Below are 17,820 nucleotides of genomic sequence, written 5' to 3' on the forward strand. Positions count from 1 at the left end.
GAAATGTTTGACTTGCTCATTTGCTTTTTTGATAGTGTGTGCTCACTTAAAATTTAACGTTGGCGCTTTGTTTTGTTCAGTTTTCAAAGAGCAATGTCTTTCGGAACAGCTTATTTATAATAACATTTCCTTTACTCTGAGTCAACAACTTTTTTAAAAACTTTTTAAAGTTTGTAATCTGTTTGCAACTCGTTCGTAACGACAGATATAAATATAACACCATTACGTTAACTGTGCAATACCTTTTATAAAGTTTTTTTGAGATAATGTTGTTTTTCTTTCAAACCCCAGAATTCGTACTATATAAAAGATATGAAATTATAATTAAAAAACAAAAACCGAATTGGACTTACCAGGATCAGAGGTTGCCCCCAATGATCCCAGCCATCCGAATTCGGCATGCAATCAAAACTCATTTTACTTATATTAGCGATGTCTCATTAAAGGGAATAGCAGGACGTCACGTATGGAAGGAGAATTGGTCAATAGCATAACCAAACGGTCAACACCAATTCCGAGTCCGCCAGTAGGCGGCATTCCGTACTCTAACGCCTCCAGGAAATCTTCATCCATTTCATGAGCTTCATCATTACCTTGCTCTCGTTCTTTTAATTGAGCTTCAAAGCGTTGACGTTGATCAATCGGGTCATTAAGTTCAGTGAACGCATTTGCATGCTCCCTACCTACAATGAATAACTCAAAACGATCTGTGAAACGGGAATCTTCCGGATTTTTCTTTGCTAAAGGAGAGATTTCCACTGGATGTCCATAGATGAATGTAGGTTGAATTAACTTATCTTCCACCTTTTGTTCAAAGAATTCATTTACGATATGGCCGAATTCCATGGATTCCTTAATTTCAATCCCATTTTCTTTAGCAAGCTGCTGGGCTTCTTCTTTACTCATTTCATTCCAGAAGTCCACACCGGTATATTCTTTTACAGCGTCAACCATGTGAAGTCGTTTCCATTCCGGTTTTAACTCTATCTCATACTCCCCATACTGGATGGTAGTCGTGCCCAGAACTTCCTGAGCAATATGGGCAATCAGGTTTTCCGTTAAACTCATGATATCTTGGTAATCCGCATAAGCCTCGTATAATTCAATCAATGTGAATTCAGGGTTGTGTCTTGTGGATACCCCTTCATTTCTGAAAACCCGGCCAATTTCATAAACTTTCTCCAATCCGCCAACGATCAAGCGTTTTAGATGAAGTTCAATGGCAATCCTTAAATTCAAAGGCATATCCAAAGCATTATGGTGAGTAAGGAATGGGCGTGCAGCTGCTCCACCAGCAACAGAGTGCAATAGCGGCGTCTCCACTTCAAGGTACCCATGATCATCCAAATACCTTCTCATGGCTTGTACAATGCGACTGCGCATGATCAACGTATTTTTGCTTTCCTCATTTGTAATTAAATCGACATAACGTTTTCGGTAACGCTCTTCAACATCCTTTAGGCCATGAAATTTATCAGGCAACGGGCGAAGCGCTTTAGCAAGGAAAACATATTCTTTAGCTTTAATGGAAAGTTCCCCGACTTTAGTTTTGAAAATAACGCCAGTTACTCCTACGATGTCGCCAAGATCCGTTTGATTGAAAATTTGGTAAGAATCTTCACCTATGTTATCTAAACGGACGTAGATTTGGATTTGACCGCTAATATCCTGGATATGGGCAAATCCCGCTTTCCCTTTTCCTCGCTTCGTCATGACACGGCCAGCGATCGTAACTTCAATTTCTTTTTCTTCAAGATCTTCCTTTTCTAATTCACCATAAGCACTGATTATCTCTTGAGTGTTATGTGTGCGCTCGAATCTGCTCCCGAAAGGGTCTTGTCCATTATCCATCATAGCCTGCATTTTATCGCGCCTTACCTGCAGTTGGTCATTCAATTCTTCATGACTCACGAAAATCATCTCCATCTTTATTAATAAATGCTTTATATAATTAATCAGAAATTCTTTTGCATACATATTTATTCTTACATAAAGTTAAGGAATTCAACAGCTTTTTATCATAAAACATTGTTTATGTACATATAAAAACTGCCAGGATTACTGGCAGTTAAGATAAGCGTATTATAGGAAAATAGGAAGGTGATGTCAAATTCAGACCATTTGGATATTTTGTTGCTTCGCTTCCACTTCATCAACAAGTCCATAAAGAAGCGTAACAACATCTTCCCTTGTTTCACAATCATTAATTCCTTTGCGAGCCGTAGCATTCCCTTTAACACCCTTTAAATACCAAGAAGCATGCTTACGCATTTCGCGAACGGCGACATTTTCATTTTTCAACGCAATCAGACGATCCATATGAAGCACGCAAACATCCATCTTTTCACGAACTGAAGGCTCATCCATCAGTTGACCGGTTTCAAGATATTTTACAGTCCGGTAAATCATCCACGGGTTACCTAGAGCTGCACGGCCGATCATGACTCCATCAACACCCGTTTCCTTCAGCATTCTTTCCGCATCCTGTGGAGTTTCCACATCACCGTTACCGATAAGGGGGATATTAATCGATTTCTTCACTTCACGTATGATGTCCCAGTTAGCTTTTCCTTCATACATTTGAACACGTGTTCTGCCATGCATGGAAACAGCTTTACCACCTGCGCGTTCAACAGCCTGAGCATTTTGAATCGCAAAAACGTGTTCATCATCCCAGCCTATGCGCATTTTTACCGTTACCGGCTTTTCAACTGCATCAACCACCGCTGAAACCATCTCATAAATTTTGTTTGGATCGAGAAGCCACTTCGCACCCGCATCACATTTAGTGATTTTAGGGACAGGACAGCCCATGTTGATATCGATGATGTCAGCAGTTGTATTTTTATCTACAAATTGCGCAGCTTCAACCAAAGATTTCTTCTCACCGCCAAAGATTTGCAAACTTAACGGCTTTTCTCTTTCATCTATATAAAGCATATTCATCGTTCTAGCATTTTTAAGAACGATTCCCTTGTCACTGACCATCTCCGCACAAACAAGACCAGCTCCAAATTCCTTGACAGTCAAGCGGAATGCCGAGTTACAGACTCCCGCCATCGGTGCCAGCACTACCTGGTTCTTCATTTCTATATCGCCTATTCTTAACACCTTGTGACCCCCTATAACATTCTTTCATTTATCCTCAGGTGGCTGAAGCTCCTCAATGGAAATATGAAGAATTTCCGCCACTTCCAGTAAAAATGCTTCTGAAGGGTTACGGTTCCCTCGTTCAACTTCTCCCAGCAAGGAAACGGAAACACCTATCTCCCTCGCAAACCCTTCCTGGGTATAACCCTTTAACTTTCGAAAAGCGCGAATACGCCTTCCCCATTTTTCACCTTCCATAATCGAACTCCTTCTTTATCCGAAATCTGTTCAAGCAGGTCGCTCAAAGGTGCATGCATTTGTGGAAGTGATATATCTGGGTCCACTTCCATTAAAGGCACGATAACAAAAGCCCTCTCGTGCATACGAGGGTGCGGGACTGACAGAATCTCTGTCTCAATATTTTCATGATTATATAACAAAATGTCAAGGTCTAAAGTACGAGGACCCCACCTAATTTCCCTTTTTCTCCCTAAATCCTGTTCAATTTTCATACAAGCGTGAAGTAATTGTTCGGCTTCTAAATCGGTTTTCACTTTAAGGACAGCATTTAAAAAACAGTCCTGGTCTTCATATCCTATCGGGTCCGTTTCATAAAATGAGGAGCATGACACCAATTTGATATGCGGGCTTTCAGACAATAATTGGAAAGCCTTTCTGAATGTTTCAAGGCGATCACCTAAATTCGACCCTATTGAAAGGTAAGCAATATTTCTCACAATCAGCGTCCCCTTACAATCTCTATAGCAACCGAATCATAGTGACCCGCTATTGGAGGATCTGGTTTATAAACCTTGACGGTGCATGTCTCGATGGAAGAATATTTATTAAGCAGTTCAGAGGCGATTTTTTCAGCGACAGCTTCCACTAACTTAAAAGGTTCTCCCTCAACAACATTTTTACACACTTCATATAACTCGCCATAGTTGATTGAGTCTTCAAGGTTGTCACTCTTTCCTGCCTTGGCTAAATCAGTCTGGACGATTAAATCCACTTTAAATCGCTGACCAAGCTTCGTTTCTTCCGGAAAAACTCCATGATAACCGTAAAACTCCATTTTATTCACATATATCTTATCCATATCATTCACCTTTTCCTAAAAGAGCATCCATCATCTTTGCAGTCCGTGCCATTTCCTTCACATCATGTACGCGAACCATTTGACAGCCTTGTTGAATGCCATGACAGATTGTGGCGGCCGTTCCTTCCATTCGCTCACTAGGCGGCAGGTCCAGAACATGTCCAATCATGGACTTTCTTGATGTGGCTAACAGAACTGGATAACCTAACGATACCAGCTTATCAAGATTCCTCATCATTTCTAAATTTAACTTTAAATCTTTCGCAAAGCCAATTCCTGGATCGAGTATGATGTTTTCATCCTTGACACCTGCATCCTTCACCAACATGATGCTTTCGAATATATCTTGAAGTACATCCCGAACAAAATGTCCATATTCCATATTACCCCTGTTATGCATCAAGATGATCGGCACCTTATATTCCGCAGCAACCTTCGACATCAAGGAATCGGCTTTACCTCCCCAAATGTCATTTAATATATGGGCTCCTGCTTTTACCGCCGCTTCCGCCACTCTTGATTTATACGTATCGACCGATATTGGAACCTCAATATTACGGGATATGGCCTCTATAATCGGGGCGACTCTCTCTATCTCCTCTTCCTCCGATATCCTCTCATAATTAGGTCGGGTGGACTCTCCGCCTACATCCAATATATCCGCTCCATCGTTGACCATCCGTTCGGCATGCTTCAAAGCAGCATCTATCCGATTATATTTCCCGCCATCCGAAAAGGAGTCCGGGGTAACATTCAAAATCCCCATAATTAAGGTTTTATTGCTGTAATCCAAATCAAATGAACCGCATTTTATTTTTGACGCTCCAGCTAATGACATCCAACGTTCTCCTTCACTTAAAGAAATCTATATATACGAGTTTACCCATTTACACAGGCATAGTGCAAGCTCCATGAAGATTCGGAACACCTCTGCAGACATTACTGCAAAAAGAAAAGCAAAGCCCCTAAGGAACTTCGCTTCTCATTTTTAGCGTCTTGTCTTACTCAAAGTTATATAATGGCGTACTTAAGTAGCGTTCACCATTACTTGGTATGATGGCAAGTACCTTTTTGCCTTTTCCCAGTTTGTCAGCCACTTTAATGGCAGCTGCGATTGCACCTCCAGAAGAAATTCCGCCAAGGATTCCTTCTTCTTTTGCTGCGCGGCGTGCATAATCAAAAGATTCCTCTGTATTGACTTGAATGATTTCGTCATAGAGATCTGTATTCAATATACTTGGAATGAAGCCTGCTCCGATTCCTTGGATTTTATGAGGTCCTGGAGTCCCGCCCGATAATACTGGGGAATCGGCAGGTTCAACAGCGTAAATTTTAATGTCAGGGAATTTCTGACGCAGGACTTCACCGGCACCTGTAATGGTTCCGCCAGTACCGATTCCGGCAACGAATGCATCCAGTCCTTCATCTCCAAAGGCTTCAACGATTTCAGGGCCTGTAGTGTTCCGATGTACTTCAGGGTTGGCTTCATTTTCGAATTGCTGTGGAATGAAGTAACCTTTTTCTTTAGAAAGCTCAGTCGCCTTTGCGATTGCACCCTTCATTCCTTCAGGCCCAGGAGTAAGAACTAATTCTGCGCCATAAGCGCGAAGCAAGTTACGGCGTTCCAAGCTCATCGTCTCCGGCATAACCAGAATTGATTTATAGCCCTTTGCCGCAGCTACCATCGCCAGGCCTATTCCAGTATTTCCGCTTGTAGGTTCAATGATCGTATCACCTGGCTTAAGGGTACCATTTTTTTCTGCCGCTTCGATCATCGCAAGGGCGATACGGTCTTTTACACTGCTGCCTGGGTTAAAGTACTCAAGTTTCAAATAAATATCTGCACTGTTTTCATTTTGAAGCTTGTTTAACTTAACAATAGGTGTTTGTCCAATTAAATCGATTACAGAATTAGCTATACGTGCCATTTTCTCCACTCCCTTATCATTTCAATACCGAGTATGTTTATTGGTTTTATAATTTTAAAGTTACCAGTTTTAATAGTTCATTGTCAATGATTATATACTATATTCTAAATTTTCTCACACAACCATTGACCTACTTTTCTTCCTTCAATCCATAAAACCATTCTACATCAAATTCGTCCCAGAAAATTTTCCCTGAGACCGGTGCCTGAATCTGTTCAAGAGCTATTTGGCGGTGAATCTTGTCTTTAACTTCTTCATATTCATATTGTTTGCCCTCTATTCTTTCATGCAGGTAGAGAACGGCCCAGCCATCCTCCGTTTGGATTGCATCACTCCACTTTTTCACCTTCAATTTCTCAGCAGCGGTAATGTATTCCTTGGATACTTGCTCGTTATCCTGTGATATATAACCCATGTCGCCCCCTTGATTGGCAGTAAATTCATCAAGGGACTTTTCCATCGCCAAGACATCAAAGGAGACACCTTTCTCCAGTTCACGTATGACTTGGTCTGCCTGCTTTTTTGTAGACGTGGTAATATGGGAAATATGGAAAGCAGTAGGGATTTTATAGATATCCTTATTATTATCATAATAATTCCGCATTGCCGTTTTGGAAACCGAAACGTCCCTGGTGAGGAGCTTCTCGAGGAGGAGACTCGACTGAATTTCCTGCCTCAATTGATCGTTACTTTTATTAAGGTTCTGACCGGCAGTCCCATACATCGTTTTCATCATTTTAAGTTCCCGATCTAGCTCTTCATCCGAAATTTTCACTTTGTATTTTTCAGCTGCCTGTTTCACTACCTCTTTATCGACCATTTCCTCAAGTACATCTTCCCCATATCTTTTTTCGAGCTCATTCATCCATGCGTCCCGGGAAATATCCTTCGACCCGACCTTCGCGGCCGTTTCTTCCCCAATGACGGTTTTTGAAATGATTAGTGGTTTTATGACAAAGATAATGATAGTCAATAGGTTCAACAAGGCAAGGCCAGCAATAATTGCCCGAAGCTTGTGTTTTGGCAAACCCTTATCCCCCGTACATTATTTTTTGGTTTCCGCTTCCAGTTCCTCAAGTTGTTCCTTAGAGAATTGGTAGGTCTGATTACAAAAATGACAATGCGCCTCCGCTTGTCCGTCTGTCTCAATAATATCCCGAATCTCAGCCTGCCCCAGGCTGATCAATGCATTCGCTATTCTTTCCCTTGAACATTGACAGGAGAACTGGACATCCACTTTTTCTAATATATTCACATTGCCCTCACCTAAAATTTCGGTTAGGATTTCTTCAGGAGTCATGCCGTTTTGAATCATCTTGGAAACTGGAGTAATCGTGCTTAGTCTTTTTTCGATTTTGGAAATCGTATCATCGGATGTACCCGGCATCAACTGAATGATAAATCCGCCCGCTGCAAGGATTGAATTATCCGGATTTACCAGGACTCCAACCCCCACTGAAGAAGGCACCTGTTCGGAAGTAACAAAGTAATAAGTGAAATCTTCACCCAGTTCTCCCGATACAAGCGGTACTTGCCCTGAAAAGTAATCACGAAGACCAATATCTTTCACAACAGTCAACAATCCATCGGTACCCACTGCTTTCCTGACATCCAGCTTACCTTGCTCATTCAAATCAAAGTGGGTTTGCGGATGAGTGACATACCCGCGGACTTCTCCCTTTGCATTGCTGTCGACCAGGATGGATCCAATTGGACCACCGCCCTCGATTTTAATCGTCAGCTTTTCTTCACCTTTTAACATTCCACCCATCATAACGCCTGCCGTCATAGCCCGTCCAAGGGCAGCCGAAGCAGTAGGCCATGTATAATGGCGTCGCTGAGCTTCTCCTACGGTGTCTGTTGTTGAAACAGCATATGCACGAACCTGTCCTTCATAACCTAACGCCTTTATTAGATAATCCTTCATTTATATTGCTCCTTTCATGCTTTATGTTACTTCTTCACTTGCTCACGATTACGTTTATAAATCAGCTGCAACCCCTTCAAGGTCAAAAATGGCTCCACAACGTCAATAACAGTAGACTCGTTAGCAATTAAGGTAGCCAGTCCACCTGTCGCTATTACCGTTGGTTCTAGATTACTTTGCGCTTTAATTCGATTAACGATTCCTTCTACCTGCCCAACATACCCATACAAAATACCAGCCTGCATGGCGGACACCGTGTTTTTCCCAATAATTCCTTCCGGCCGGCTGATTTCTATTCTCGGAAGTTTGGCTGCCTTTGAATAAAGCGCCTCAGTAGAAATATTTATACCCGGGGCAATGGCTCCGCCCATGTATTGTTTATCCTCATTTATGTAGCAATATGTCGTTGCCGTACCAAAATCCACGATAATGAGAGGGCTTCCATATTCCTGAATGCCAGCAACAGCATTAACGATTCGGTCCGCTCCCACCTCACGGGGATTTTCGTATTTAATATTCAATCCAGTTTTTATTCCAGGTCCAACTATAAGCGGTTTAATTCCAAAGTATTTTTTGCACATGCGTTCAAGTGCAAACATAATTGGCGGAACTACCGAAGAAATAATGATTCCATCAAATTGATCAAACGTAAGACTTTCATGCTGCAGCAAAGACTTTATGATCATTCCATACTCATCTTCTGTCTTATGACGGTTAGTCTCAATTCGCCAATGATATTTTAAAATATCTTCATCGTATACGCCTAATACGGTATTCGTATTCCCAACATCCAATACAAAAATCATCGTTTCATCACTCCGGTAAATTATTCTCCAACATCATACCACACTGTTATTTCCCACGCTATTAGTCGCACTTTTCGAAAGGTATCCCAGGAACTTTATCATAATTAATTTAAGAGTTAAGAAAAGGGTATTTCCGAGGCGGAAATACCCTTTTGAATTTAGTCGATTAAGACTTTTTATTGTCGTCTTCGTTCGGGAAGGAAAGCGGCTGATCTTGAGGTGCACCTTCTTTGATTGGAGGAGTATTCAATCCTTCCTCCGTTATTTCAAGGTCCTCAGGTCCTCTCTTATCCAATGGATCCAATAGGGCCTCTTTTTCTTCCTTCTTCTTATTGATGTTCACCTTGACATTCTCATCAGTGGTTAAATTCCCATTCAGGGCCGTATAATCCCGATCTGGTAATTTACCATTATGGAATAAACCTTTGATTTGTTCCGCATCAAGTGTTTCCACTTCAAGCAGGGTTTTTGCAACCAAATCAAGTTTTTCACGATTTTCAGTAAGGATCTTCTTACATCTTTCGTATGCTTCCTTGATGATACGTTGAATTTCAAGATCGATTTCATATGCTATTGCATCTGAATAGTTTTGATCATTGTTGAAATCGCGGCCTAGGAAGACCTGACCTTGAGAATTACCGAATTGAAGCGGTCCGAGCTTACTCATTCCATATTCCATAACCATGCTACGAGCTATGCCCGTTGCACGCTGGAAGTCGTTATGCGCACCGGTACTCACTTCTCCGAATGTAACTTCTTCGGCTACACGGCCACCCAATAGTCCTACGATTTTATCTTTTAGCTCAGGTTCCGTCATGAAGAAACGATCTTCTTTCGGCAGCATAACTGCATAACCGCCAGCTTGACCACGAGGGACAATCGTAACTTTATGAACGACTTCGGCATCATCCAGAACCAGCCCAATAATGGTATGGCCCGCTTCATGCCACGCTACGATATTTCTTTCCTTTTTGGAAATGACACGGTTTTTCTTGGCAGGTCCTGCGATAACGCGATCCGAAGCTTCATCCAAATCGGACATATCGATCTTCTTCTTATCTTGACGGGCAGCAACAAGAGCCGCTTCATTCAGTAAGTTTTCAAGATCTGCACCAGAAAATCCTGGAGTACGCTGAGCGATCGCTTTCAAATCGACTGTTTCTGCTAATGGTTTATTGCGTGCATGCACTTTCAGCACTTCTTCACGGCCCTTAACATCAGGGCGGCCTACCGTTATTTGACGGTCAAAACGTCCCGGACGCAATAATGCCGGATCCAATACATCAGCACGGTTAGTCGCAGCGATGATTATGATTCCTTCATTACCACCGAAACCATCCATTTCCACTAGTAATTGGTTCAATGTCTGTTCACGTTCATCGTGACCGCCACCTAGACCTGCGCCACGTTGACGACCGACTGCATCAATTTCATCGATGAAGATGATACATGGTGCATTCTTCTTAGCATTTTCAAACAAATCACGAACACGGGATGCACCGACACCCACAAACATTTCAACAAAATCAGAACCACTGATTGAGAAGAAAGGAGTTCCGGCTTCACCAGCTACTGCTCGTGCAAGTAAAGTTTTACCTGTACCAGGAGGCCCAACTAAAAGTACCCCTTTAGGAATACGGGCTCCAAGCTCGGCATATTTGCGAGGATCTTTCAAGAATTCAACGACCTCGACAAGTTCCTGCTTTTCTTCGTCCGCCCCGGCAACATCATTGAAGCGAACTTTTTTCTTATCATCATTATACAATTTCGCCTTACTTTTCCCGAAGTTCATGACGCGGCCACCACCGCCGCCCTGAGCTTGGTTAAGTAAAAAGAAGAAGAGGATAAAAATGATTACAAATGGAATGATGGAAGTGAAAAATGTCACCCAGCCACTTGTTTTTTCTGGAGGTTCCACAGTGATGATGTCCTTATCCAACTTGGTTACGGCATCATTTATCCGACTTTGCGAATATTCACTGAAAGGCACGTACGTCACAAAGAATTTGTTTTCCTCATAACCTTTGAGCTTTCCTGTGATTTCAAATACACTGCTTTCGGGCTGCATCGTCAGTGCAGTAACGTCCCCATTCTCCAAATGCTTATAGAATTCATCTTGGGTCATTTTCTCCGTTGGTTCATTGTTATTATTAAAAATGCTTACAATCCCAATGATGACCAAAAAGATCAGTAAATAAAATATGGTATTACGGAAGATCCGATTCATCCCTTACCTCCTCCCACGGGTAAACAAACTATAGTAAATACTATCATACAAAATTAATGAATTACAATAATTTAACACCGCTGTTTTTATCTGGTCTTCCCTTTCAAACAGGTACGATTAATTCGAGTAAATTTCAGGCTTCAATATGCCAATATACGGGAGATTACGATACTTTTCCGCAAAATCAAGACCATATCCGACAACAAATGCATCCGGAACGATGAACCCGGCATAGTCCGGAGTGATATCCGCTTTCCTGCCTGTTGGTTTATCCAATAAGGTAACGATTTTAATTGATTTTGCTTTGCGATAACGGAAAAGTTCCGCAAGATAGCTAAGAGTCAAACCGCTGTCGATAATATCTTCGATGATTAAAATATCCCGGCCTTCAACGGATGTATCAAGATCCTTGATGATTTTCACTTCACCGGAAGATACAGTGGAGTTACCATAGCTCGAAACATCCATAAAGTCCATTTCAAGATGTGTATCCACACGTTTCAGTAAATCTGACATAAATGGCATGGCGCCTTTCAGCACTCCGATGGCCAACGGGAACTTACCTTGGTAATCAGCTTCAAGCTGCGCACCCAATTCCCTTATTTTCAATTGAAGTTCTTCCTCTGTTATTAAAACTTTTTCAATGTCGTTTTGCATGGTCATTGTAATTATTGCCCCCCATGAAGAATTAAGCTTTTTTATATTCTAAGTAAATTAAAGATTTTTCATCAGAAATTATATCCGGCTCAACATTCGACTTCTTTAAACCAGGCAGCCAAATCGCCGTACCCGTTTGATCGATGATGACCGGCCACACATTTCTTTCTAGCATCGGGATCTTTTCATTAATAAAAATATCCTTTAACTTTTTAGTTCCACCTAATCCCTTGACGGCCATCCGTTCACCTTCATTCCTGGTTCGGACTGTAAGCGGAAACTGAACAGCTGATTCGGGAAGAATAAAAGAATGATTTCCCCTAAGTACCGGAATTTCTTCTTTTATATAGTGCGCTTTAATCTTATATCCATTCGGAAGAATAGTCTCACCGGGAATTTGTAATTTTAGGGAATATTCACGGCTTTTTTGCCGGAAAAATCTAAACGTGCAAGTTTGATATGATTTTTCCGCAATAAGGCCCTCCGGAAGATGCAATTCTGCAGATGGTTGAGGATTCAAAAACAAAACTAAAAGTTGGTCAATATGTAATGCCGAAAGCGATGAAGGTCTCTCCAAATAAAGATAGTTTAATATTAGTTGAATCGCCCTTCTTTGTAAAGGTTTAGGCATCGCAAGAACCTTATCAATCTGAATAACCGCTTGATCTTTATCCTGCTGGATCCAAACCTCGGACATTTTGCTTGAAACCAGGTTCAAAAAAAACTCTTCATCTTCATATAGCTCTTCACTGAATCGTTGAAAATGCTCATGAACCTTTCTATTTTCTTTCTTTAAAAACGGAAGAACTTCATGTCTAAAACGATTTCTTGCATAGACACCCGTTTCATTGCTCGGATCAAACCTTGGTTCAATATCATGGAGGCCTGCATATTCGATTATTTGGCTTTTCGTGATTTCAAGAAAAGGCCTGATCAGATTCCCTGTATGAAAACGTCTCTTTATGGGGATACCCGCTCTTGCCTTGCCTGTCGCCCCTCTTGTTAAACGCATGAGCATCGTTTCTATTTGATCATCTCCATGATGCCCCAGGACAAGCGTGGAGGCTTGATGCTTATCCATGACTTCCTTATAGAAAGCAAAACGCAGCTTTCTTGACGTTATTTGTGAACTTTCCCCCGTCTGCTCCATCTGGGCAGGAACATCGATCCTTTTTCCCTCAAATGTAATGCCCCACCGTTCACAAATATGCTCGACATATTTATAATCCCCATAGGATTCTTCACCACGAAACATATGGTCAACACTTGCTACGATCATCTCGTAATGAAAAAGAGGCTGAATTTCCTTAAGGATATGGAGAAGCACCAGCGAGTCCGGTCCTCCGGAAACGCCTATTAGCAACTTCGAGTTTTCCTTAATCAATTCGTTTCTATAAATGGTGCTCAGAACTTTTTCCTTTAACATACAATCTTCCTTCTTTATGGACAGGCATTAGTTTTATACGATTCAATCATGAAATGGTTTCAACCATTTCACGGCATTCACCTAATAACTATATCATAACAACTGTTCATATATGTAAAGAACATAGAGCATCGATATGATGGCAACCAGCAAAAACGTTTCAAAAAAACCGCCGCTTTTCTTTTTTGATTGGTTTTGGGACCTTCTTGCTTGTCTTGTTGAAGGTTGCGCGGTTTGCTGCTGACCCCTCGCTGTCTGGTTCGGGCCCTTTTTCTTCGAATGATTTTGCTTACTTAGCACAGTGACCAGATCCTCCCGCATTTGGACGGCTGAATCATACTGCCCGCGGAGCGCCTTATCCAACATCTTCCTGTATGGATGCAATTCCTTTTTCTGCTTAATCAAGTCGTTAAGCTGTTTATACCCCTCCCCTTTCTTCTGGAAACGTCCGGGATAGGCAGAATTGATTATAATCATCGCCACAGCGAACAAGTCATATTGCGGATCGGCCTTTCTTGATCCAAGTCCCCAGTATCCCCTGTCAAAGAACTCGGTGAATTCTTTAACAGACCGCCCGATCAAGGTGGTTCCGCCAACATCCACGCACCGAACCTTATAGGCTGGTGATGTCACGATCAAGTTCTCGGGTTTCAAATCACCGAACACCCAGCCATTGGAGTGCAATGCAGACAAGCTTGTTAAAAGCTGAAGCATCAAGACTCCAATCCATGACGACCCTTTCTTATCGATGAAACGCAAAAAATCGTGTCCATGGATATATTCCATGACATAAAAAGGGAGCTGCTTTCCTGTTTTCATGAAATCATCCGCTTCCAAAAAGGAAGGTCCAAGGGTAGACCCCTGGACCTTTGAAAAGGATTTTAGGATATTCATCTCCGAAATAATGGACGTCCCATTATCACTGAGCTTTAAAGCATAATGACGATTTCCGCTTTCAACCAAATAAACGATCCCGTTCGCTCCACACCCCAATTCCTTAATTATTTTGTACTGGTTTTTATTCCATTTTCCAGTGACCAAACTGCCAGGCAGAAGTTTACATTGATTCCTCAAAGTATTGTTCATCATCATGTGATAACAATCCCCTCAATGAACGTTTTTTGTTGAAATGAGTTAAAGCTTCACGAATGGCTGGACCTGTCGGAGTGAGTCCCCCTGTACTAAGCTTAGGAAAAGTTGCCGTCAAGGCTTCGAGGTTCGGGGTCCAATCCAGCAACTTTTCAACGTCATTTCTTTTCCCAGGAAATACGAATACGGAAAAACGGCTGTCACCCATCCTTGCATTCATACTAAGGGAAAGATCTAATAAGGAATCTTTTACTGTAGGCAGTTTATGTTTCATGCTTGCACTGGTGTCAACAAGAATCAGTACTTCGAGCTTGCTTGTTTCCCCAAGCTCATCGACCACCTCCATCACTTCTCCCCGTTTATCCGGCGGAAGATCCTCCATCGTTTTTGAATCTCCGAGTATTTGTTGAAGTTCACGATTGATGACTCCCTGTATCGTTTGAGTCATCGCCTTTTGTGTCACCATCTGGACGGTTTGGGACAACTGCTGCGAATAGACTACTTGACTTACGCCACCTCCTGAACCAGCAATCTTCTCGATTTCCTTAAGTCCCTTTTCATCTATCACATCATTTTCCATTACACCTATGACATTGATGGTTATGCCTTGCTCCCTTGCTAATTCAGCCATGGCAGACGGCTCCTCACCATGATTTGAACATCCGTCGGTTATAAGCAAAATCTGTCTTAATGTTCCTGCTTTCATGTTTTGCTCTCCCTTCCTATCAATTTGTTACCATAATTGACTAAAAAAGGGTAATTTATACGCAATAGACATTACATCAAGTCATATCATGGAGCGGAATGATTGAAAAGAGTTCATCCCTTTACCTTTTATCCTTCTTCCATTTACACCACCTCATTTTGGGTTTTATTTATTTTATATATAAACGGCCTTTACTGGGCCTTTTTGCGTTTTGGGGAAACGGGAATGGATGCCCATTTCGGTGTGTTATGCTTAATTTTCGATGTCACCACTGTCATGTCATCATCTATGATGCCTTTTGTTCGGATGACCTCTTCCAATATTAAATCAGATATTTCCTGCGGATCGTCAGTTTCCATTTCCTTGATTTTTCGTTTTAGCCAGAACTCGATATTTTCAACATGTGAGGGGCCGTCGAACACTCCATCGCTCATCATGATTAATATATCCCCTGCCTTCAGCTCTTCTGATACTACATCAACATCGAAATCCTGGATGATCCCCATAGGGAGGTTACTTGATTCAATTTTTATTATCCTATCCCCCCTTTTAATGAAACTCGGTATCGAACAGATTTTTAAAAACTTAGCCCTTGCGTCCTGAAGATCAATCATTGCCAAATCAAGAGTCGAAAATATTTCATCGGTAGTGCGTAGAGATAATACGGAGTTTACGGATTTAATGGCTATTTTTTCTTCTATTCCCGATTGTAAAAATTTTTGTAGCAGCTTCAATGTTTCTGTACTTTCAAAATGGGCCCTTTCCCCATTTCCCATTCCATCACTAATGGCTATTGCGAATTTGCCGCAGCCAATTTCCATGGTCGTAAAACTATCTCCTGATACAAGCCCTCCCCCCTTGGCAGCATGAGCCACACCCGTTTCGACCGTGAATTTTTTTGCTGACCTAAATATCACCTCACATTGCCCGCTTGGATACGTTGCACACTCTTCTGAATGAACGACTATCGTTTCACCTAAAATGTCAGAAAGCATAGGTGCAATCAACTTTTCACATTCCCCTCTGCCCTGGCAGTATGGGACACTCATCTCTATATCAACATTTCCTTGTTCTAGACTGTATATTTCCACATGGCCTATGTGCAGGCCAAAATCCTGGATGGCTTCCAAAATGGATTCTTCATGTACATGATGATTCTTCCTTTCCCTTTGAATTTCTTTTGCAAAATCATCCATTACTGCCGAAACGCCCCGCAGTTGATCCGCCACTAGCTTCCGACTCTCCTTCACCTGCCTTTTTAATTTTTGGTTAGCTTCAAAATAAGTAAGCTCCTGTGATATCGCCCCGATCACCTGAGGCCCGCGACTGCAATATTTCCCCCATTCTTTCGAAGTTTTTTGGGGGAGCTGACCATTATTTTCACTTAATTGAAGCATAATTTCCTGCATGCCGTCATAGGTTGTATTAAAGTTCTTGGACCAGCATTGTTCCTTTTTAAAACAAAGCTGGCACGTCTTTTCCGTTACATTACTTAAGAAGTAGTCGAATTCTTTCTCATCTTCCTCCAATCTTCCCCTTTCATCCACTTGGGAAAAGCTATTAGAAAGCGCCTCAAATACATGTGAGAATTGCTCCACCCTTTGAGCGGTGACATCCCTCACTTTTCGGGCATACTGCTGCTGTTCATCCGAATTCTCGACTGTTCCCGGTATATGTTTCGCTATTTTGTTGATGATGGATGACGGTGTCAATATAAATAGGGCCACAGCTATAAGTGATTCATAAAGGGTCACCATAATATTATTGGTGCCCTCACCATATAAACCTATCAGTAATGTGGCAATCAAGAGGCCGCTAGCAACCCCTATCTTCCTTCCCTCCTTCAATAGTCCGCCCAGAAGCCCTGAAAATGCGAGAAGGCTCATCTGATATAGACTGGCAATACTTGCCAAGCTGAATATCAATCCAGTAACTACACCTACAGTGGAGCCTATGGCGGCCCCTCCCGCCAGCCCGAAGAGGAGGACCAGGTATCGCGAGAATATATGGTCGAGTGATAAATCGTATATCATCCAGCCGATGGTTCCGGTCATCACCGAAGCCAGCAAGATGATGATGCTGACAATTTCCTCCGTCTTTAATGATTGGGCCTTTGTCCTAACGGTCAGCATCGGGATGGACTGTATGAAGATTAAAGTTAAAATCATCGCGAGTCCCGCCTCTACTCCTACCATCATCAAGTCGTACAGCTGAATCGTTCGAAATACCAGATATTGCTCGGCCAGGTTGACCAGGAATAGTGAAGCGAAGACGTACATCGACATCGTCTTGAATTGTCCTTCCACGGCGGGCTTCTTGATCTTATGAAATAACAGGAGCAGGAACGCCGATGCAAAGATGACTAAACTATTCGAATAGTGAACGGTCAGCCCACCTGCAATCAATCCGAACAATGCCAGTGGAGCCCTATCACGTCTCATGAGAAAAACGGCTGCGAAAAACGGAAGTCCAAATGGTGCCAGCTGCGAAAGAATTAAAGCCCTTCCTAATAAGAAACCGATGATTGCTAAAGAGATACCTTTTTTTATGAATATGTCTTCACTCTTCATTTGCAGTTGTTGGATCCAATTGATGGCCCCTGCCTTCGCTTCTTTTAACTGAACATCTCCAAGAGGTTCCATCATAGGTCTTTCCACTTTTTCCATTTCAACACCCCATTCGTATTAGTGATTTTTATTATAAAGAGGGCTTGTCTATTTTTTTGTCAGAATTTTATAAGCGGATAAGAAAAACGTTCGACGAAATTCTTGTTGAATAATCATTTGTATACAGGTTTTTGTGCCTTTTTTTCCAATACAGAAACGGGTGTTCTTTTTTTTTTTGAAGAAAAGCAAAGTTTTTAGG

General features: G+C 41.9%; 16 protein-coding genes. All 16 read right to left on the bottom strand.

All coding sequences use genetic code 11. From position 1 onward, the window contains the following. Positions 1-426: 426 nt before the first annotated feature. On the bottom strand, positions 427-1,920 hold the full coding sequence (lysS, locus tag ACZ9AO_RS23680) for a lysine--tRNA ligase (protein WP_161798638.1): 1,494 nt from the start codon (positions 1,918-1,920) through the stop codon (positions 427-429). Between the two features lie 192 nt (positions 1,921-2,112). Further along, the gene (gene dusB / locus ACZ9AO_RS23685) at positions 2,113-3,111 is read right to left on the bottom strand and encodes a tRNA dihydrouridine synthase DusB (protein WP_251543753.1); all 999 of its coding nucleotides are present in this window, start codon (positions 3,109-3,111) and stop codon (positions 2,113-2,115) included. A 24-nt stretch (positions 3,112-3,135) separates the two neighbouring features. Next, complete coding sequence (locus tag ACZ9AO_RS23690; RefSeq protein WP_034316283.1) at positions 3,136-3,348, bottom strand: helix-turn-helix domain-containing protein; 213 nt, start codon at positions 3,346-3,348, stop codon at positions 3,136-3,138. Further along, positions 3,300-3,827 carry a 2-amino-4-hydroxy-6-hydroxymethyldihydropteridine diphosphokinase gene (folK, locus tag ACZ9AO_RS23695; protein WP_251543752.1) on the bottom strand — a complete coding sequence of 176 codons (528 nt, stop codon included), beginning with the start codon at positions 3,825-3,827 and terminating at the stop codon, positions 3,300-3,302. The genes ACZ9AO_RS23690 and folK overlap by 49 nt, the downstream gene beginning before the upstream one ends. Positions 3,828-3,829: 2 nt before the next feature. Next, positions 3,830-4,189 carry a dihydroneopterin aldolase gene (folB, locus tag ACZ9AO_RS23700; protein ID WP_034316287.1) on the bottom strand — a complete coding sequence of 120 codons (360 nt, stop codon included), beginning with the start codon at positions 4,187-4,189 and terminating at the stop codon, positions 3,830-3,832. A gap of 1 nt (position 4,190) precedes the next feature. Next, complete coding sequence (gene folP / locus ACZ9AO_RS23705; protein WP_476110796.1) at positions 4,191-5,027, bottom strand: dihydropteroate synthase; 837 nt, start codon at positions 5,025-5,027, stop codon at positions 4,191-4,193. A gap of 163 nt (positions 5,028-5,190) precedes the next feature. After that, positions 5,191-6,117, bottom strand: coding sequence for a cysteine synthase A (gene cysK / locus ACZ9AO_RS23710; RefSeq protein ID WP_048690037.1), 927 nt, complete (start codon positions 6,115-6,117; stop codon positions 5,191-5,193). Between the two features lie 130 nt (positions 6,118-6,247). Further along, positions 6,248-7,144 (bottom strand): peptidyl-prolyl cis-trans isomerase, encoded by an 897-nt coding sequence (locus ACZ9AO_RS23715; protein WP_476110797.1) that lies wholly within the window; start codon positions 7,142-7,144, stop codon positions 6,248-6,250. A gap of 18 nt (positions 7,145-7,162) precedes the next feature. Further along, positions 7,163-8,044: an Hsp33 family molecular chaperone HslO gene (gene hslO / locus ACZ9AO_RS23720; RefSeq protein ID WP_034316295.1), complete on the bottom strand. Its 882-nt coding sequence runs from the start codon at positions 8,042-8,044 to the stop codon at positions 7,163-7,165. 26 nt (positions 8,045-8,070) lie between these two features. Then, positions 8,071-8,850 (bottom strand): type III pantothenate kinase, encoded by a 780-nt coding sequence (locus ACZ9AO_RS23725; RefSeq protein WP_048690032.1) that lies wholly within the window; start codon positions 8,848-8,850, stop codon positions 8,071-8,073. A gap of 166 nt (positions 8,851-9,016) precedes the next feature. After that, positions 9,017-11,077, bottom strand: a complete 2,061-nt coding sequence (ftsH, locus tag ACZ9AO_RS23730; protein WP_081088801.1) for an ATP-dependent zinc metalloprotease FtsH — start codon at positions 11,075-11,077, stop codon at positions 9,017-9,019. A 117-nt stretch (positions 11,078-11,194) separates the two neighbouring features. Then, the gene (hpt, locus tag ACZ9AO_RS23735) at positions 11,195-11,734 is read right to left on the bottom strand and encodes a hypoxanthine phosphoribosyltransferase (RefSeq protein ID WP_048690059.1); all 540 of its coding nucleotides are present in this window, start codon (positions 11,732-11,734) and stop codon (positions 11,195-11,197) included. A 31-nt stretch (positions 11,735-11,765) separates the two neighbouring features. Continuing rightward, complete coding sequence (tilS, locus tag ACZ9AO_RS23740) at positions 11,766-13,160, bottom strand: tRNA lysidine(34) synthetase TilS (RefSeq protein WP_476110800.1); 1,395 nt, start codon at positions 13,158-13,160, stop codon at positions 11,766-11,768. 93 nt (positions 13,161-13,253) lie between these two features. After that, positions 13,254-14,252 (bottom strand): protein kinase domain-containing protein, encoded by a 999-nt coding sequence (locus tag ACZ9AO_RS23745; RefSeq protein ID WP_311294575.1) that lies wholly within the window; start codon positions 14,250-14,252, stop codon positions 13,254-13,256. Next, positions 14,218-14,955, bottom strand: a complete 738-nt coding sequence (locus ACZ9AO_RS23750) for a VWA domain-containing protein (protein WP_034316300.1) — start codon at positions 14,953-14,955, stop codon at positions 14,218-14,220. Before ACZ9AO_RS23750 ends, ACZ9AO_RS23745 begins: the two co-directional genes overlap by 35 nt. Positions 14,956-15,146: 191 nt before the next feature. Continuing rightward, the gene (gene spoIIE / locus ACZ9AO_RS23755; RefSeq protein ID WP_251543744.1) at positions 15,147-17,621 is read right to left on the bottom strand and encodes a stage II sporulation protein E; all 2,475 of its coding nucleotides are present in this window, start codon (positions 17,619-17,621) and stop codon (positions 15,147-15,149) included. Positions 17,622-17,820 lie beyond the last annotated feature (199 nt).

The sequence above is a fragment of the Peribacillus sp. TE19612 genome (genome assembly GCF_056279465.1).